The organism is Streptomyces albidochromogenes, assembly GCF_005981925.1.
GTDB lineage: Bacteria > Actinomycetota > Actinomycetes > Streptomycetales > Streptomycetaceae > Streptomyces > Streptomyces albidochromogenes.
Genome location: NZ_VBVX01000161.1, coordinates 1 through 14,943 on the forward strand (window position 1 = coordinate 1; position 14,943 = coordinate 14,943).

The 14,943-nt window shown below is 72.3% G+C and carries 19 protein-coding genes; 12 read left to right on the plus strand and 7 right to left on the minus strand.

Annotation, left to right across the window (positions count from 1 at the left end; all coding sequences use genetic code 11):
• Nucleotides 1-118 precede the first annotated feature (118 nt).
• The 3 genes from E2E34_RS20605 to E2E34_RS20615 all read left to right on the plus strand — a co-directional run bounded on the left by E2E34_RS20605 (nt 119) and on the right by E2E34_RS20615 (nt 1,701).
• Nucleotides 119-529, plus strand: coding sequence for an organic hydroperoxide resistance protein (locus E2E34_RS20605; RefSeq protein ID WP_138903398.1), 411 nt, complete (start codon nt 119-121; stop codon nt 527-529).
• A 198-nt stretch (nt 530-727) separates the two neighbouring features.
• Nucleotides 728-1,516, plus strand: coding sequence for a helix-turn-helix domain-containing protein (locus E2E34_RS20610; RefSeq protein ID WP_138903412.1), 789 nt, complete (start codon nt 728-730; stop codon nt 1,514-1,516).
• Nucleotides 1,513-1,701, plus strand: a complete 189-nt coding sequence (locus E2E34_RS20615) for a DUF397 domain-containing protein (protein WP_138903399.1) — start codon at nt 1,513-1,515, stop codon at nt 1,699-1,701. The genes E2E34_RS20610 and E2E34_RS20615 overlap by 4 nt, the downstream gene beginning before the upstream one ends.
• 35 nt (nt 1,702-1,736) lie before the next feature.
• Here the strand turns inward: E2E34_RS20615 and msrB are convergent, their stop codons facing one another.
• The 4 genes from msrB to E2E34_RS20635 all read right to left on the minus strand — a co-directional run bounded on the left by msrB (nt 1,737) and on the right by E2E34_RS20635 (nt 4,987).
• Entirely contained in the window at nt 1,737-2,144 is a 408-nt protein-coding gene (gene msrB, locus E2E34_RS20620; protein WP_138903400.1) for a peptide-methionine (R)-S-oxide reductase MsrB, read from the minus strand.
• A gap of 10 nt (nt 2,145-2,154) precedes the next feature.
• Nucleotides 2,155-3,549, minus strand: coding sequence for a UDP-N-acetylmuramate--L-alanine ligase (murC, locus tag E2E34_RS20625; RefSeq protein WP_138903401.1), 1,395 nt, complete (start codon nt 3,547-3,549; stop codon nt 2,155-2,157).
• Nucleotides 3,550-3,590: 41 nt separating this feature from the next.
• Nucleotides 3,591-4,061 carry an indole-3-glycerol phosphate synthase gene (locus E2E34_RS20630; RefSeq protein WP_138903402.1) on the minus strand — a complete coding sequence of 157 codons (471 nt, stop codon included), beginning with the start codon at nt 4,059-4,061 and terminating at the stop codon, nt 3,591-3,593.
• A gap of 152 nt (nt 4,062-4,213) precedes the next feature.
• Entirely contained in the window at nt 4,214-4,987 is a 774-nt protein-coding gene (locus tag E2E34_RS20635; RefSeq protein WP_138903403.1) for a pyrimidine reductase family protein, read from the minus strand.
• Nucleotides 4,988-5,024: 37 nt separating this feature from the next.
• Here E2E34_RS20635 and zapE point away from each other — a divergent pair, with 37 nt between their 5' ends.
• From zapE to E2E34_RS20660, 5 genes are all read left to right on the plus strand, one after another.
• On the plus strand, nt 5,025-6,122 hold the full coding sequence (gene zapE / locus E2E34_RS20640; RefSeq protein WP_138903404.1) for a cell division protein ZapE: 1,098 nt from the start codon (nt 5,025-5,027) through the stop codon (nt 6,120-6,122).
• Between the two features lie 39 nt (nt 6,123-6,161).
• A complete protein-coding gene (locus E2E34_RS20645; protein WP_138903405.1) occupies nt 6,162-6,587 on the plus strand; it encodes an OsmC family protein in 426 nt (141 codons plus the stop codon).
• A gap of 126 nt (nt 6,588-6,713) precedes the next feature.
• Nucleotides 6,714-8,099 (plus strand): alkaline phosphatase PhoX, encoded by a 1,386-nt coding sequence (locus E2E34_RS20650; RefSeq protein ID WP_138903406.1) that lies wholly within the window; start codon nt 6,714-6,716, stop codon nt 8,097-8,099.
• A gap of 92 nt (nt 8,100-8,191) precedes the next feature.
• Nucleotides 8,192-8,632, plus strand: a complete 441-nt coding sequence (locus E2E34_RS37495; RefSeq protein WP_208765290.1) for a hypothetical protein — start codon at nt 8,192-8,194, stop codon at nt 8,630-8,632.
• 63 nt (nt 8,633-8,695) lie between these two features.
• A complete protein-coding gene (locus tag E2E34_RS20660) occupies nt 8,696-9,520 on the plus strand; it encodes a polysaccharide deacetylase family protein (protein WP_138903413.1) in 825 nt (274 codons plus the stop codon).
• Here E2E34_RS20660 and E2E34_RS20665 read toward each other — a convergent pair.
• The 3 genes from E2E34_RS20665 to E2E34_RS20670 are packed head-to-tail and all read right to left on the minus strand — an operon-like array spanning nt 9,481 to nt 10,945.
• Nucleotides 9,481-10,032, minus strand: a complete 552-nt coding sequence (locus E2E34_RS20665) for a GNAT family N-acetyltransferase (RefSeq protein ID WP_341870232.1) — start codon at nt 10,030-10,032, stop codon at nt 9,481-9,483. The two genes, E2E34_RS20660 and E2E34_RS20665, sit on opposite strands and share 40 nt — an antisense overlap.
• A 43-nt stretch (nt 10,033-10,075) precedes the next feature.
• Nucleotides 10,076-10,213, minus strand: a complete 138-nt coding sequence (locus E2E34_RS35530) for a hypothetical protein (RefSeq protein WP_167518331.1) — start codon at nt 10,211-10,213, stop codon at nt 10,076-10,078.
• Between the two features lie 54 nt (nt 10,214-10,267).
• Nucleotides 10,268-10,945: an AIM24 family protein gene (locus E2E34_RS20670; RefSeq protein WP_138903407.1), complete on the minus strand. Its 678-nt coding sequence runs from the start codon at nt 10,943-10,945 to the stop codon at nt 10,268-10,270.
• 53 nt (nt 10,946-10,998) lie between these two features.
• Between E2E34_RS20670 and E2E34_RS20675 the strand changes: the two genes are divergently transcribed.
• From E2E34_RS20675 to E2E34_RS20690, 4 genes are all read left to right on the plus strand, one after another.
• Nucleotides 10,999-11,754, plus strand: a complete 756-nt coding sequence (locus E2E34_RS20675) for a peptidyl-tRNA hydrolase (protein WP_138903408.1) — start codon at nt 10,999-11,001, stop codon at nt 11,752-11,754.
• 135 nt (nt 11,755-11,889) lie between these two features.
• Nucleotides 11,890-12,675 (plus strand): DUF4142 domain-containing protein, encoded by a 786-nt coding sequence (locus E2E34_RS20680; protein WP_208765289.1) that lies wholly within the window; start codon nt 11,890-11,892, stop codon nt 12,673-12,675.
• A gap of 90 nt (nt 12,676-12,765) precedes the next feature.
• Nucleotides 12,766-14,097 carry an MbnB/TglH/ChrH family RiPP precursor modification enzyme gene (locus E2E34_RS20685; protein ID WP_138903410.1) on the plus strand — a complete coding sequence of 444 codons (1,332 nt, stop codon included), beginning with the start codon at nt 12,766-12,768 and terminating at the stop codon, nt 14,095-14,097.
• A 6-nt stretch (nt 14,098-14,103) separates the two neighbouring features.
• On the plus strand, nt 14,104-14,943 hold an 840-nt coding region (locus tag E2E34_RS20690; protein WP_138903411.1), incomplete at its 3' end, for a TIGR04222 domain-containing membrane protein.

Here is a 14,943-nt window from a genome sequence, read left to right on the forward strand (position 1 = left end):
GGTGGTGGGCGGGGGCGTGGGCGTCATGGGTCCAGCGTACCGCTCGCCCCCGATTCAGTTGTGCACAACTTGATTGTGTGCAACTCTTAGGGCCTCCAGTCGAGAGAGAGGCACCCCCATGAACGCGCTGTACACCGCTGTCGCCACCGCCAACGGCCGCGAGGGCCGCACCGTCAGCTCCGACGGCCAGATCGACCTCGCCCTCGCCATGCCCCCGGCCCTCGGCGGCAACGGTCAGGGCACCAACCCCGAGCAGCTGTTCGCCGCCGGGTACGCCGCCTGCTTCGCCAGCGCCATGGGCCAGGTCGCCCGCCAGATGAAGGTCGACACCAAGGACGTGTCGGTCACCGCCGAGGTCTCCATCGGCAAGGACGACACCGGCTTCGGCCTCGCGGTCGTCATGCGTGTCGAGCTGCCGGACACCCTGGCGGGCGAGACGGGCCGCCGGCTGGTCGAGGCCACCCACGCCTTCTGCCCGTACTCCAAGGCCACCAAGGGCAACATCGAGGTCGAGCTCGTCGTCGAGTGACACCCCCACCCGATCACCCCGTGCGCGTACGCTGCGTCAGCGTACGCGCACGTGGCGTGTTCACGGCTCGTGACCGGCTGTAATCCTGGGCAGGCTGGAGGGCGGTACGGGCGGGTGCGTGAGAGGTGGGCGAACGTGGTGGACGGCACGGGCGTTGGCGAGGGTACGGGCGGCGGGGAGCCGGAGTGCTCGGACAGCATGAAGACGTTCGGGGCGGTGGTGCAGGCACTGCGTGAGCACGCGGGGCTCAGCCGGGACGAGTTCGCTCCGCTGGTGCGGTTCTCCAAGCACACGGTGGCGTCGATCGAACTCGGGCGTCGGATGCCGGACCAGGCGTTCGTGGAGCGCGCGGAGGAGGCCCTGGGGAACACCGGTGCGCTCCGAAGGTCCGCGCGGCATCTGTCGCGGCAGCCGGGGCTGGCGGCCTGGTTCCGGCAGTGGGCGCGGCTGGAGGCGGAGGCGATCAGCCTCCACACGTACGAATGCCGGTTGATCCCTGGGCTGCTCCAGACGGAGGCGTACGCGCGGCGGTTGTTCGCAGACCGGCTTCCGCCTCTGGACGACGATCAGATCGAGGCCCGGCTCGCGGCACGTACGGAGCGCCAGCAGTTGCTGCCGGATCGGCCGAACACCGCGTACAGCTTCATCCTCGAAGAGCATCTGTTTCTACGCCGCACGGGCGGCAGGACGGTCACCCTTGAGCTGATCGACCACATCCTCGACCTCGCGGACTTGCGGAATATCGAGATCCAGGTCATGCCGCAGGTGCGGGAGAGTCATGCCGGAATGGATGGCCCCATGCGGTTGGTGGAGACCCATGAGAACCGGTGGTTCGGATACTCGGAAGGGCAGGAAAGCGGCCAGCTCATCTCTGACCCGAAAGTGGTCAGCATGCTCAAGATGCGGTATGCCAGGATGCGTTCACAGGCTCTCTCCCCGGAGGACTCCTTGAGCCTGTTGCGGCGGATGCGAGGAGCAGCAGCATGAGCACCACGGAACTGGCCTGGTTCAAGAGCAGCTACAGCGGCAGCTCCGGCGACGACTGCGTCGAAGTCGCCGCCTGCCCCGGCACCGTCCACGTCCGGGACTCCAAGGACAAGCAGGGCCCCCGGCTCGCCCTCTCCCCCGCCGCCTGGGCCGGTTTCGTCTCGTACGCCGCCCAGGACGCCTGACCCGCTACGCCGCCGCGCCCCGCCCGCCGGGAGGATCAGTCCGCGTCGGGGGTCAGCCTCAGCGAGATCGAGTTGATGCAGTAGCGCTGGTCCGTCGGGGTCGGGTACCCCTCGCCCTCGAAGACGTGGCCGAGGTGCGAGCCGCAGCGGGCGCAGCGGACCTCCGTGCGGACCATGCCGTGGGAGGTGTCCGCGATCAGCTCGACGGCGTCCGTGTCCTTCGGGTCGTAGAACGACGGCCAGCCGCAGTGCGACTCGAACTTCGTGTCGGAGCGGAACAGCTCCGCCCCGCAGGCACGACAGGAGTAGACCCCGGTCGTTTTGGTGTCCGTGTACTCACCGACGAAGGCCGGTTCCGTGCCGGCCTGGCGCAGGACGGCGTACTCCGCGGGGGTCAGTTCCGCGCGCCACTGCTCGTCGGGCTTCTCGACGTCGTACGACATGGGGGCTCCCTCAGTTCGACAGGCGGGCCAGGATCTGCGGACCGAGGTCCGTCACGTCGCCCGCGCCCATCGTGAGAACCAGATCGCCCCGCTTGGCCATTCCCGCGATCACCTCGGGAACCGTCGCCTTGTCGGCGACCGGCGTCACGTCGGCGCCGGCCGTGCGGGCCGCGTCGATGATCAGGGCGCTGGTGATGCCGGGGATCGGGTCCTCGCGGGCCGGGTAGATGTCGAGCACCACCGAGGCGTCCGCGAGAGCCAGGGCCTGGCCCATCTCGGTGCCAAGCTCCTGCGTGCGGGAGAAGAGGTGCGGCTGGAAGACGACGAGCAGGCGCGCGTCCGCGGCCGCGCCCCTCATCGCTTCGAGGTCGGCGGTCATCTCGGTCGGGTGGTGGGCGTACGAGTCGATGACCTGGACGCCGTTCACCTCGCCCTTGAGCTGGAGGCGGCGCTTGACGCCGGTGTACTTGCCGAGGGCCGAGGCCAGGTTGTGGGCCGGGATGCCGAGGGCCACGCCCGCGGCCAGCGCCGCGACGGCGTTGTGGGCGTAGTGGCTGCCGGGGACGGAGACCGTGAAGGTCAGGTAGCGGCCGTCGAGGAGGACCGTGACCTCGCTGGTCAGGCCGCGCGGGGTGATCTTGTGGACGCGTACGTCGGCCGTCGGGGAGTCGCCGTACGTGACGATCTTCAGGGTGGAGAGGTCGCGCAGGCGGGACGTCAGTTCTACGGCGCCGGCCTGGTCCGCGGAGATGACGAGGGTGCCGCCGGGGACGACCTTGCCGACGAACGTCTCGAAGGAGTCGTAGATCTCGTCCATCGAGGCGTAGTTCGCGTGGTGGTCCAGCTCGACGTTGAGGACGATGGCGACCTCGGGGTCGTACTTCTGGAAGCTGCGGTCGCTCTCGTCCGCCTCGGCGACGAAGATGTCCCCCTCGCCGTGGCGGGCGTTCGTGCCCGGGCCCTCCAGGTCGCCGCCGATGGCGTACGACGGGTCGAGGCCGAGCTCGGTCAGGGCCACGGCCAGCATCGAGGTGGTGGTCGTCTTGCCGTGCGTGCCGGCGACGGCGATGGCCCGCAGGCCACCCATCAGCGAGGCGAGGGCGTCGGAGCGGTGCACGACGGGGACGCCGAGCTCGGCGGCGCGGACCAGCTCGGGGTTGTCGTCGCGGATGGCGCTGGAGACGACGACGCAGGTCGAGTCGTCGGCCAGGTGCGCGGCGGCGTGGCCGATGTGGACCGTGGCGCCCAGCGCGCGCAGGGACTCGGCGGTCGCGGACTCGCGCGAGTCGCTGCCCGCGACCCGTGCGCCGCGCTGGGCGAGGATCTTCGCGATCCCCGACATTCCGGCTCCGCCGATGCCGATGAAGTGCGGTCGGTCCATGGCGGTGGGAAGGCCGGGTGCCATGCGTTGTCTCCCAAGGTGTGACGTCTGAGCGGTGCCCCAGCCTATTCGTTGTGGGCGAAGAGCTTGAGCACCGGTACGCCGACCTTGTGACGGGCCCGGGACGCCCAGTCCCGGTGGAAGAACTCCTCGACGTAGTGCGGGGCGGTCAGGACGATCACTTCGTCGGCGCCGGTCTCGGACACGACGGACTTGAGGAGATCCAGCGGGTGGTCCTCGACGACCTGGCCCACGGCCTCGCTGCCGCGCGCCCGCAGCGCCTCCAGGGTCACCTCCAGGCCGCGCTGCGCGAGCGGCTTCGCCTCCTCGCCGCGGGGCTCCTCGCCCTCCCGTACGGCTTCGTCGACCTGGCCGAGCGCTACGTCGTCGATGGCGCGCAGGAGGACGTCCGCCTGGTCGCCGCGGGGCTGCATCAGGACGACGAAGGAGACGCCCTCGTCACCGTGAAGGGTGCTGACGAACTCCACGTCGACGGACGACAGGGGCTTCTCGATCATCAATACGCTCGTGAACACGACGGGCGCCCTTCTCTTCTTCCGTGGGCCGGCGCTTCTGAGTGACGCCGCCGGCCCCCTGCGGAAACCATCCTTCCCCGTGCCCGCACGGGGTCTGCGTGAGATAAGTGTGCCCAGCGAAAGCTAAGCGGAACGGCGAATTCCGCTGCCGGTCAGATCCGACGGTACTGGGTGAAAAGGAACCCGGCCTCCTCCAGTACGGACGCCAGTGCGAATTTTTCCGGGACCGTCACGCCGGGCCCGTCGGCGATCCGCTGGGCGCGGCCCGCGGTGAGCATCGGCGACACGGTCAGGCACAGCTCGTCCAGCGCGCCGGCCGTGATGAACTGCGCGAGCAGCCGCGGCCCGCCCTCGGTCAGCAACCGGGTGAGCCCCCGCTCCGCCAGCGCCGCCACCGCCCGCGCCGGCTCCACCGAGGCCCCGTCCCCGGCCACCAGTACCTGCGCCCCGGCCTCCCGGGCCGCCCGGACGCGCTCGACGGGCGCCGTGGCGCCGGTCAGGACGAGGGTGGGGACGAGGGGCGACGCGAAGAGCGGAAGAGAGAAGTCCAGGTTCAGGCTCGCGCTGACCACCGCGATCGCCGGCGCCGGGCCCTGGCCCGCCGCCGCCCTGCGCTCCGCGAAGACCTCGCGGGCGCGGGCCGGGCGGTAGCCCTCCAGACGGACCGTTTCCGCGCCGACGATCACCACGTCGGCCAGGGCCCGCAGCGTGCCGAAGATCCGCATGTCGGTGTCGGACGAGATCGGCTGCGAGCGGCCCTCGTGCTGGGCGGCCCCGTCGAGGGAGGAGACCATGTTGGCCCGCAGCCACGCACCCGACGCCCCGCGCTCCTCGGGGTACGCGTAGGCGTCGGCCAGCTCGTCGAGCTCCCACTCGCCGTCGGCGGCGGAGAGTGTTTCTTCGGTCACAGGGAACAGGCGTCGCATGTCGAGCAGTGTGGCACGGCGCCTAGACTTGAGCCCCGTGTCGTCCTCCACCGCCGCTCATGGGTCCGCGCCCATAACCGAAGCGGCCCCCCTGTCCCTGTGCGCACGCGAGCCGCACGTTCCCGCCGACCGCCTGGTCGCCGAGATGGTGCCGCCGCCGCGCTTCGACGCGGTGCGCTTCGATACGTACGTACCGGACCCGAACCAGCCGAGCCAGAGCGAGGCGGTCCGCGTGCTGAGCACCTTCGCGGCCGGACTCGGCGGGGCGTCGGCGGCCGGCGGGGGCAAGCGGCGCTGGTTCGACTTCGTGAAGAAGCCGGCCGCGCCCACCGCGCCGCTCGGCGTGTACCTCGACGGCGGGTACGGCGTCGGCAAGACGCACCTGCTCGCGTCCCTCTGGCACGCCACCCCGGCACCCCGTGAGCTCAAGGCGTTCGGCACCTTCGTGGAGCTGACGAACCTGGTCGGCGCGCTGGGCTTCCAGCAGACCGTGCAGACGCTGAGCGGACACCGTCTGCTGTGCATCGACGAGTTCGAGCTCGACGACCCGGGCGACACCGTGCTGGTGTCGTCGCTGCTGCGCAGGCTCGTCGAGGCGGGCGTCGCGCTCGCCGCCACCTCCAACACGCTGCCCGGCAAGCTCGGCGAGGGCCGATTCGCCGCCGTCGACTTCCTGCGCGAGATCCAGGGCCTGTCGGCCCACTTCCGGCCGCTGCGCATCGACGGCGAGGACTACCGCCACCGCGGGCTGCCCGAGGCGCCCGCGCCGTACTCCGGCGAGGAGGTCACCAAGGCGGCGTACGCCACCGAGGGCGCCAGCCTCGACGACTTCCCCCACCTGCTCGACCACCTCGCCAGGGTCCACCCCAGCCGCTACGGCGCGCTCACGGACGGGGTCCGGGCCGTCTGCCTCACCGATGTGGGTCCGGTGCCCGACCAGTCGACGGCGCTGCGGCTCGTCGTCCTCGCCGACCGGCTGTACGACCGGGAGGTGCCGGTGCTGGCCTCCGGGCTGCCGTTCGACCGGCTGTTCAGTGACGACATGCTGAACGGCGGCTACCGGAAGAAGTACTTCCGGGCGATCTCCCGGCTGACGGCGCTGGCGCGCGACGCGAAGGGGCTCGTCGCCCAGTAGGTTGGCCCTGGATCACCGTCCGCGAGAAGGGCTTTAGACATGGCTGCAACGCGTCAGGCACACACCGTCTGGGAAGGCGACCTCTTCAAGGGCACGGGCACCGTGACCTTCGACTCGTCCGGCATCGGCGAGTACGCCGTCTCCTGGCCGGCCCGTACGGAGGAGCCGAACGGCAAGACCAGCCCCGAGGAGCTGATCGCCGCCGCCCAGTCCAGCTGCTACAACATGGCGTTCTCCAACGTCCTCGCCAAGGCCGGCACCCCGCCGACCCGCCTGAACACCAAGGCCGAGGTCACCTTCGTGCCGGGCGAGGGGATCACCCGGATCCACCTCACCGTGCAGGGCGAGGTGGAGGGCATGGACGAGGCGGCGTTCGTCAAGGCGGCCGAGGAAGGCAAGGCGAACTGCCCGGTCAGCCAGGCGCTGGCGGGTACGACGATCACGCTGAGCGCGTCCCTCGTCTGACCTGGGGTGCACGCGTCGGGCTGACGCGCCGCACGAGGCGGTGTGGCCCGCATGGTTCACGTGAGATCACTTGCGTGCTACACACGTGCGGGTCACGTTTCCTGTCCGCCAGCAGGGAGATACCCCATGTCTGAAACAGCCTCGTCGTCCGCGTCGCGCCGTCAGGTCCTGGCCCGCGCGGGCGCCCTGGGCATCGGTGTCGCGTTCGCCGGCTCGGTGTCGGAGATCTTCGCCGGAACGGCCGCCGCCCAGGGACTGGGCCGCCGCGGTTACGGCCCGCTCGTGCCCGACCCGGACGGCCTCCTCGATCTGCCCGAGGGCTTCCGCTACCGGGTCCTCTCCCGGGAGGGCGCCCCCTTGCGCTCGGGCGAGGGAAACGTTCCCTCCAACCCCGACGGCATGGGCGCCTTCAGGGGCCGGCACGGCCGCGTCCACCTCGTCCGCAACCACGAGAACCGCCACAGCGCGAAGCGCGGCGTGCCGACGGTCGCGGGCCTGACGTACGACCCGGCCGCGAAGGGCGGTTGTACGGCCCTCGCCCTGGACGGCCGCGACAACGTCCTCGGCGAGCGCGTCGCCATCGCCGGTACGGCCGTCAACTGCGCGGGCGGGCCCACCCCGTGGAAAACCTGGCTCACCTGCGAGGAGAACGAGGACAAGGCCGGCACCAACGGCTACACCAAGGACCACGGCTTCATCTTCGAGGTCGACCCCGTCGACCCGCGCCGCACCGGCGCCGTCCCGCTCACGGCGATGGGCCGCTTCCAGCACGAGGCGATCGCCGTGGACCCGCGCAGCGGCATCGTGTACGAGACGGAGGACGCGTTCGACAAGCCCTTCGGCCTCTTCTACCGCTTCCTCCCCGAGAAGCCGCTGGGCGGCACCGGCTCGCTGCGCGCCGGCGGCGCGCTGGAGGCGATGCGGGTGCCGGGCCTGCCCGACCTCTCGGCGGTCCAGGAGACCGGGGCCAGCTTCGGCGGCGTCGAGTGGGTTCCGGTGCCCGACCCGCTGGCCGAGGAGACCCCCATTCGGCTTCAGGACTTCGGCCCCAGGGGCATCACGCACGCGCAGAAGCTGGAGGGCTGCTACTGGGGCGACCGGGCCGTGTACTTCGTCTCCAGCTTCGCCCGCAGCGCGGAGGGCTCGGCGGCCGACCACTTCGGGCAGGTGTGGAAGTACGAGCCGCACCGGCGGCGTCTGACGCTGGTCGTCGTCTTCGGCCCGAGCACGGACATCCAGCTGCCGGGTGAGTCGCCCGACAACATCTGCCTGGCCCCGCGCGGCGGCCTGATGGTGTGCGAGGACGGCAACGGCGCGCAGCACGTGTACGGGCTGACGAAGCACGGCGAGGTGTACGCGATGGCGCGCGGCCGGCAGAACATCGGCACACCGGACGCGCCGGAGTGGGGCGAGTTCGCCGGTGTCACCTTCTCCCCCGACTGCGGGACGATGTACGTGAACTGCTACACGCCGGGCACGACGTTCGCCGTGAGCGGCCCGTTCCACCACTGATCCGGGCGCCCGGGGGGGGGCGGGCCGCACGGGTCCGCCCCCAGCCCGTCCCGGGCTACCGGGCGACCGCCTCCGGTCCCAGGATCTGCCGCGTGAAGCCGGAGTCGAGGGCCGAGGTCACCTCGTCGCAGACCAGCACGTCGGGGTCGGCCGCCGGAGAGTTCGTGCCGGTAGCGGTCCGCGAAGGCGGCGGGCAGGCCGACGTGTTCGAGGAGTTCCAGGACGCGCGCCGGGGCCTCGCGGCGGCCGGCGCGCCGGTGCAGGCGCAGGGGGCGCCCGAGCGTCTCACCCACAGTGCGGCTGGGGTTGAGCGTGCCCTGCGGGTCCTGCGGGACGAGCTGGAGGCGGCGGCGCTGCTCGCGGGTGCGGCCGTGGGCGGCGGGGGCCAGCCGTACGCCGTCGAGGGTGACACGCTCGGGATCTGGCTCGGGCTGCTCACCGGGCCGGCCACCACCGCCGTACTGCTCCTGCGCCGGTACTCCAGCTCGTCGGCCGCCCGCTCCGGCACCCGTTCGGCAGTAGTGCCCGCGTAGCACACGGACGTTTGACGCATAATCATATAGTTTCGGACGGTGACCACTTTTGTACGAAGACTGATGACAGTGGCGGTGTTCGGCGCGGCTCTCGCCGGGTGCGCCGCCGGCGGTGGCGAGCCCCGGGGCTCGCTCGCCGCCCCACCGCCGGCCTCCGCCTCCGCCTCCGCTGCCGGGCGGCCCGCCGCCGCGCCCACCCTCGCGGCCGGGCCCGGCGGGCTCACCCCGGTCTTCGAACGCGCCTCCGCCACCCGCGCCAAGACCGTCGCGCTGACCTTCGACGCCGACATGACGGCGGACCAGGGCCCGCGCGCCGCGCGCGGCGAGCGCTTCGACAACCCCGCCCTGATCGCCTCGCTGCGCAGGCTGAAGGTCCCCGCGACGGTCTTCATGACGGGCCGCTGGGCCGAGGAGTACCCGGACCAGGCCCGCTCCATCGGCCGGGACCCGCTCTTCGAGATCGCCAACCACTCGTACAGCCACCACGCCTTCACGTCCCCCTGCTACGGCCTGCCGACCGTCGCCCGGCAGGCCATGCGCACCGACGTGGAACGCGCCTTCGCCGCGTTCCGCAAGGCCGGGGCGCGGAACGTCGTGCCGTACTTCCGCTTCCCCGGCGGCTGTTACGACGACGAGGCCCTGCGCGCCCTGGCCCCGGCCAAGGTGACGGCGGTCCAGTGGGACGTGGTGAGCGGGGACGCCTTCGCGCGCGACGGGGACGCGGTGGCCGACCAGGTACTGGCCGGGGTGCGGCCGGGGTCGCTGGTGGTCATGCACTGCACGCGCAGCGCCGCGCCGGTGACCGAGCAGGCGGTCCGGCGGATCGTTCCGGAGCTGCGCGAGCGCGGCTACCGCTTCGTGAAAGTCTCGGAGCTCCTGAAGAGCTGAGTCTCGTAGAGCGTCTCCATGCCGTCCTCCTCGTCCCACAACTCGCCGACCTCGGTGAAGCCGAAGCCGGCGACGGTGGCCAGGGACGCCACGTTGTCGGGGCGGATCGACGCCCGGACGGTGGTCACGGCGGGCTCGGCGGCGGCCCGGCGCAGCAGCTCGACGAGGGTGGCCCGCGCGTAGCCCCGGCGGCGGAAGGCGGGGTCGACGGCGTAACCGAGCTCGACCATGCCCCGGTCGTCGGGCGGGCCGTGGAACCCGCCGTGCCCGACGACCGCGCCGTCCGGCGCGCACACCGCGATCCGGTGGCACCAGCGGGCGCCCGCCGGGTCGTCGGCGATCTGACCGAGGCGGTAGCGCCACAGCCAGAGCGCGCTGTCGGTCAGGAAGAAGTCGCTCAGGGCGACCCCGGCTCTCGCGCTCGCCCCGGCCCGGTCACCGTCCAGCAGGGCGGCCATGACCGCCCCGTCCAGCTCCACGAAGGTGATCGGCTGCTCGTCTCGTGTCGTCACCGTGCGGATGATCCCGAGCGCCCGGCCGACTGTCCACCGGATTTCACCCGGAGCAGGCCGTGCGCTGCGCCTCCTGCCACTCGCAGACGGGGCAGTACACGGCGCCCTCGACCGACTCCGGGTACTCGGTCGGCTTCCGGCACAGCACGCACTCGGCGTACTGCGGGCTCGTCTCGTCCATGCGTACGAGCCTACTCGGGCCCTCCCGGCCCCGAGGGGGCACGGACCGGACGGATCAGCTGCTCGCCGCCTTCTCGGGCTTCAGCTCGCTCGGCCGCACGATGACGAAGCCGTCGCCCTGGAGCATGAGCTGGACCGCCTCGCCCGAGCCGCCGCGGATCATGGAACCGACCGACTGGGAGCGGTGCAGCGTCGTGTTGAGCTGGGCGCTCCAGCCCACCACCGCGTCGGTGTCGACGTACACCGGCTGCTGCTGCGTCACGGGGATCACGATGGGATTGCCCTCGCAGATCACGGCGAGCTTGCCGTATCCGGTGAACAGGCTGTTGAAGAGGCCGCCGCCGGTCATGCCGGCGCCCTTCACCGTCTTGATCTCGTACGAGAGGGTCGCGTCGAAGCACAGCACGTTGCGGCCGTTGACGGTGAGCGCGTCGCCCTGCTCGATGTCGACGATGAAGCAGTTCTGCGCCTCGTGCGCGAACCACGCCTCACCCTGGCCGCGCACGGCCATCAGCGCCAGGCCCTCGCCGGTCACGGCGCGCTTGAGCATGCCTCCTATGCCCTGCCCCTTGCGCTCGAACTGGAGGTTGCCGCGGAAGGCGATCATCGAGCCCTGGCGCGCGTGCATCTCGCCATTGACCGCGTACTTCACCGACTTGGCGTTCTGGAGGGTCATCCCGGGCACAGTGGCCTGCTGCGCCATGTTCTCTGAGGCAAAAAGATCGCTCTTCATGCGGAGCATCCTCGCCCGGAGCCATCGGTTCCGCCAAGCCGGCCGGGGTAGAGATGGGCGGTGACCCGGCTGGCAGACTGGGCCGGGTGAGCGACAACGACATCCCCGAGAGCCCCGGCAGTCCCTTCCGGCACGAGCCGACGGAGCGCGACGAGGCCCCGCAGTTCGTGCTGCCCCTCGTCGTCCACATCGAGAAGGACGATCCGCCGGCCCGTACGGACGCCCTGGAGACGGCGGCCCGCGCGGTCCTCGTGATGCTCACCGACGAGCGGTCGCTGGGCGACGGCGAGTGGGCCGAGGTGATGCGGCTGTGGCAGGACGCCCGGATCCGCAAGGTGGTGCGGCGGGCACGCGGCGGCGAGTGGCGCAGGGCCGCGGCGCTGCCCGGCATCACGGTCACCGGTGACGCCGCCGAGGTACGGGTGTTCCCGCCGGTGCCGCTGGACGGCTGGCCCAAGGAACTGGCCAAGCTCCAGGTCTCGGGCACCGAGCTGGACGATCCCCGGCCGCCGGCCCCGGCCCCCGCCGAAGGCCCGGTGCTGTGGCTGAGTCCGGATCTCGACATGTCGGCCGGCAAGGCGATGGCGCAGGCCGGCCACGGCGCCCAACTCGCCTGGTGGGACCTGCCGGAGGGGGAGCGCAAGGCGTGGCAGGCCGCCGGCTTCCCGCTCTCGGTCCGTACCGCTGGGGCCGCCCGGTGGCGGGAGCTGACCGCGAGCGGACTGCCGACAGTGCGGGACGCGGGCTTCACCGAGATCGCGCCCGGCTCGTGCACGGTGGTCGCGGACCACCCGGCGCTGCGCCGCTGAACCGGATTCGCTCCGCGCGCCGCTGAACGCGTCGGCTGCGTCACACGTACCTCTGAATACTTGCAAGTAGGTTGTCCGGCCGCTCCCCAGGCGGTTGGTTCGACGGTGTAACGCATCGGCTCGGGAGACATCTTGTTGCGACGCATCAACGGAACAGCACTCATCATCGCGGCACTTGTCGCCACCATCGGCGCGCTCGCCTTCCCCGTGTGGTCCTACGCGGACCGCTCCGGCACCGGCCAGGCCAACCTGAACGCCGCCACGGTCGCCACCCAGTGGGGCCCGCTCTCCGCCACCGACCGGGACTTCCTGGTCAAGGTGCGACTGGCCGGCCTCTGGGAGCTGCCGGCCGGCCAGCAGGCGCTCGAACGCGCCCCCAGCGAGGCGATCAAGGAGGCCGGCGACCACCTGGTCGTCGGCCACACCGACCTCGACAAGCGGGCCCGCAAGGTGGCCGCGCAGCTCAACGTGCCGCTGCCCAACCAGCCCAACGAGCAGCAGCAGGGCTGGCTGCGGGAGCTGTCGGCGGCGAGCGGCCCGGAGTACGAGCGGAAGTTCGCCAACCTGCTGCGCAACGCGCACGGCAAGGTCTTCGCGCTGGTCGCGCAGGTGCGCCACACCACCCGCAACACCCTGATACGCCAGCTCGCCAGCGACGCGAACCAGACCGTGCTCGACCACATCACCATGCTGGAGGCCACCGGCCTGGTCGACTTCGACGCCCTGGCGAACGAGGCGGCGGGCAACGCCACCGCGAGCCCCTCGGGGCCGCCGCCGCCCGACAACTCGGTGACGGTGCCCTCCCCGCCGGCCGCCGTGCCCACCGGTGAGCAGACCTTCACCTCGCAGCCGTCCGCGCAGCCGGAGGGCGAGATCGGCAGTCCGGCGGTGAACACGAACCGCCCGGAGCCCTCGCCGTAACCTCAAATCAACCTCTGAAGGTCCCCTCCTCTGGATTCACCGGCGCGCGCCGGGGCCATCACCCCTGCACGAAGCGGAGGAGGGGGACTCATGGAACGACTCGCGCGTCTCGGTACGGGGATCGGCTGGCGGCCGGAGATCGCCGAAACGGTGGAGGCGCTGCCCGGCGTCGACTGGGTGGAGGCGGTGGCGGAGAACCTCTGCCCCGGCCACCTCCCCGAGTCCCTCCTGCGGCTGCGCGCCCGTGGTGTGCGGGTGATCCCGCACGGCGTCTCGCTGGGTCTGGGCGGCGCGGACCGCCCGGACGCGGGACGCCTCGCGGACCTGGCGGCGACGGCGCAGGCGCTGGGCTCTCCGCTCGTCACGGAGCACATCGCGTTCGTACGGGCGGGCGGCCCCCTCACGGCGAGCCCGCGTCTGGAGGCCGGGCACCTGCTGCCGGTGCCCCGCACCTGGGACGCGCTCGACGTGCTGTGCGAGAACGTCCGCATCGCGCAGGACTCGCTGCCGGTGCCACTGGCGCTGGAGAACATCGCCGCGCTGATCAACTGGCCGGACGAGGACATGACGGAGGGCCAGTTCCTGGCGGAGGTGGTGTCCCGCACCGGCGTCCGGCTCCTGATCGACGTGGCCAACCTGCACACGAACCACGTGAACCGGGGCGAGGACCCCTCGGTGGCGCTCGACGAGCTGCCGGTGGAGGCGATCGCGTACGTCCACGTGGCGGGCGGCATCGAACGGGACGGCGTCTGGCACGACACCCACGCCCACCCCGTGACCCGGCCGGTCCTCGACATCCTGACCGACCTCCGCTCCCGCACGGACCCCCCGGGCGTCCTGCTGGAACGTGACGACGACTTCCCGCCGCCGCGGGCCCTGGCCGCGGAGCTGGACGAGATCCGCGCCGCACTGCACCGGACGCCTGCCGCGGCGCGCGGTGGGGCCCGGCCCCCGCGGCCGGGCGCGGCGGCGTCGCCGAAGGGCCCGTCCCGGGACGGCGCGGGCCCGGGGGGCGACGCCCGTACCCGTGTCGCGCTGGCGCAGACGGCGCTGCTCTCGGCGCTCGTCGCCGGGACGCCCGCCCCCGCCGGCTTCGACTCCGCGCGCCTGCGCGTCCAGAGCCGTGCGCTCGGCGGGAAGCGGGCCGATGTCGTGGCCAAGGTCGCGCCCGAGCTGCCGGAGATCCTGGGGGCCGACTACCGCCGCGCGTTCCTCGCGTACGCCAAGTCCCGGCCCATGACCGCCGGTTACCGGCGGGACGCGCTCGATTTCGCCGAGCACGTGCTGGCGGGCGGTCAGCCCGGGGACGAGGCCGCCCGCAGGCGGCTGACCCACTGGTGGCAGGACCGCGCGGCCGCGCACCCTCCCCGCCGTACGACCCGATTCGTCCGTGCGGCGCGTGCCGCACTCGTCCGGAAGTGACGCGCCATGACCGTTCTCGCTGTGCTGATCACGCTCGCCGTGGCCGCGACCTGCGTCGCTCTGACCCGGGGCGTCTCCGCCCTCCACCGGGGCGCGGGCCCGGGAGACTCCCGGGCCCTGGACCTCATGGAGATCGCCTTCCTGAACGGCGGCCCCTCCCGCGCCGTGGACACCGCGCTCACCACGATGTACTTCGACGGCCGCCTCGCGATCGGCGGCCCCGGCATCGCCTCCGCGCGCAGCGCGGTCGCCCACGACCCGGTGGAGCGAGCCGTGCTCACCGAGCTCGCCGCCGCCCCCAACGGGGCGCTGCACATCCTGCGGTACGCCGTGATGGGCAACGCGGCGGTGCAGGAGATCGGGGACGGTCTGGCGTTCCGCGGCCTGATGGTCCCGCCCGGGGCCGGCCGCGCGTGGCGGGCCGGCGGCACCGTCCTGGCAATGCTCTGCCTCATCGGGCTGCCCGCCGCCTTCGTGGCGGCGGTCACCGCGAGCTTCGCCGGGGCGTCGGTCGGCGTGTTCCTCGCCCTGGTCCTGCCCACCCTGATCACGGGGCTGGTGTTCGGCTGCGTCATCGCGGGCAGGGCGAACGCCCGGGTGACCCCGGCGGGCCGGGCGGCCGCGGCGGCGTACGCCCTCGCGCACGCCGACCGGCCCGCACCGGCTTACCTCGTCGCGGTGCACGGCCTCGGGGCGCTGCCCGACCCCCTGCTCCAGGACCAGCTGCGCACGGCGGCCCGGCTGACTCCGGGCCGGCCGCGCGTCTCGTCGCCGAGCGGGAGCAACGACAGCTCCTACCTGGCCGGGGCGATGGTCTGGTGCGGCTCCTCCTCCGGCCACGCGAGC

What these genes read in the sequence shown, in the direction of transcription:
- E2E34_RS20605 (WP_138903398.1), top strand. Translation starts at nt 119, where the DNA reads ATGAACGCGCTGTACACCGCTGTCGCCACCGCCAACGGCCGCGAGGGC.
- E2E34_RS20610 (WP_138903412.1), top strand. Translation starts at nt 728, where the DNA reads ATGAAGACGTTCGGGGCGGTGGTGCAGGCACTGCGTGAGCACGCGGGG.
- E2E34_RS20615 (WP_138903399.1), top strand. Translation starts at nt 1,513, where the DNA reads ATGAGCACCACGGAACTGGCCTGGTTCAAGAGCAGCTACAGCGGCAGC.
- msrB (WP_138903400.1), bottom strand. Translation starts at nt 2,144, where the DNA reads ATGTCGTACGACGTCGAGAAGCCCGACGAGCAGTGGCGCGCGGAACTG.
- murC (WP_138903401.1), bottom strand. Translation starts at nt 3,549, where the DNA reads ATGGCACCCGGCCTTCCCACCGCCATGGACCGACCGCACTTCATCGGC.
- E2E34_RS20635 (WP_138903403.1), bottom strand. Translation starts at nt 4,987, where the DNA reads ATGCGACGCCTGTTCCCTGTGACCGAAGAAACACTCTCCGCCGCCGAC.
- E2E34_RS20645 (WP_138903405.1), top strand. Translation starts at nt 6,162, where the DNA reads ATGGCTGCAACGCGTCAGGCACACACCGTCTGGGAAGGCGACCTCTTC.
- E2E34_RS20650 (WP_138903406.1), top strand. Translation starts at nt 6,714, where the DNA reads ATGTCTGAAACAGCCTCGTCGTCCGCGTCGCGCCGTCAGGTCCTGGCC.
- E2E34_RS20660 (WP_138903413.1), top strand. Translation starts at nt 8,696, where the DNA reads ATGACAGTGGCGGTGTTCGGCGCGGCTCTCGCCGGGTGCGCCGCCGGC.
- E2E34_RS35530 (WP_167518331.1), bottom strand. Translation starts at nt 10,213, where the DNA reads ATGGACGAGACGAGCCCGCAGTACGCCGAGTGCGTGCTGTGCCGGAAG.
- E2E34_RS20670 (WP_138903407.1), bottom strand. Translation starts at nt 10,945, where the DNA reads ATGAAGAGCGATCTTTTTGCCTCAGAGAACATGGCGCAGCAGGCCACT.
- E2E34_RS20675 (WP_138903408.1), top strand. Translation starts at nt 10,999, where the DNA reads ATGGGCGGTGACCCGGCTGGCAGACTGGGCCGGGTGAGCGACAACGAC.
- E2E34_RS20685 (WP_138903410.1), top strand. Translation starts at nt 12,766, where the DNA reads ATGGAACGACTCGCGCGTCTCGGTACGGGGATCGGCTGGCGGCCGGAG.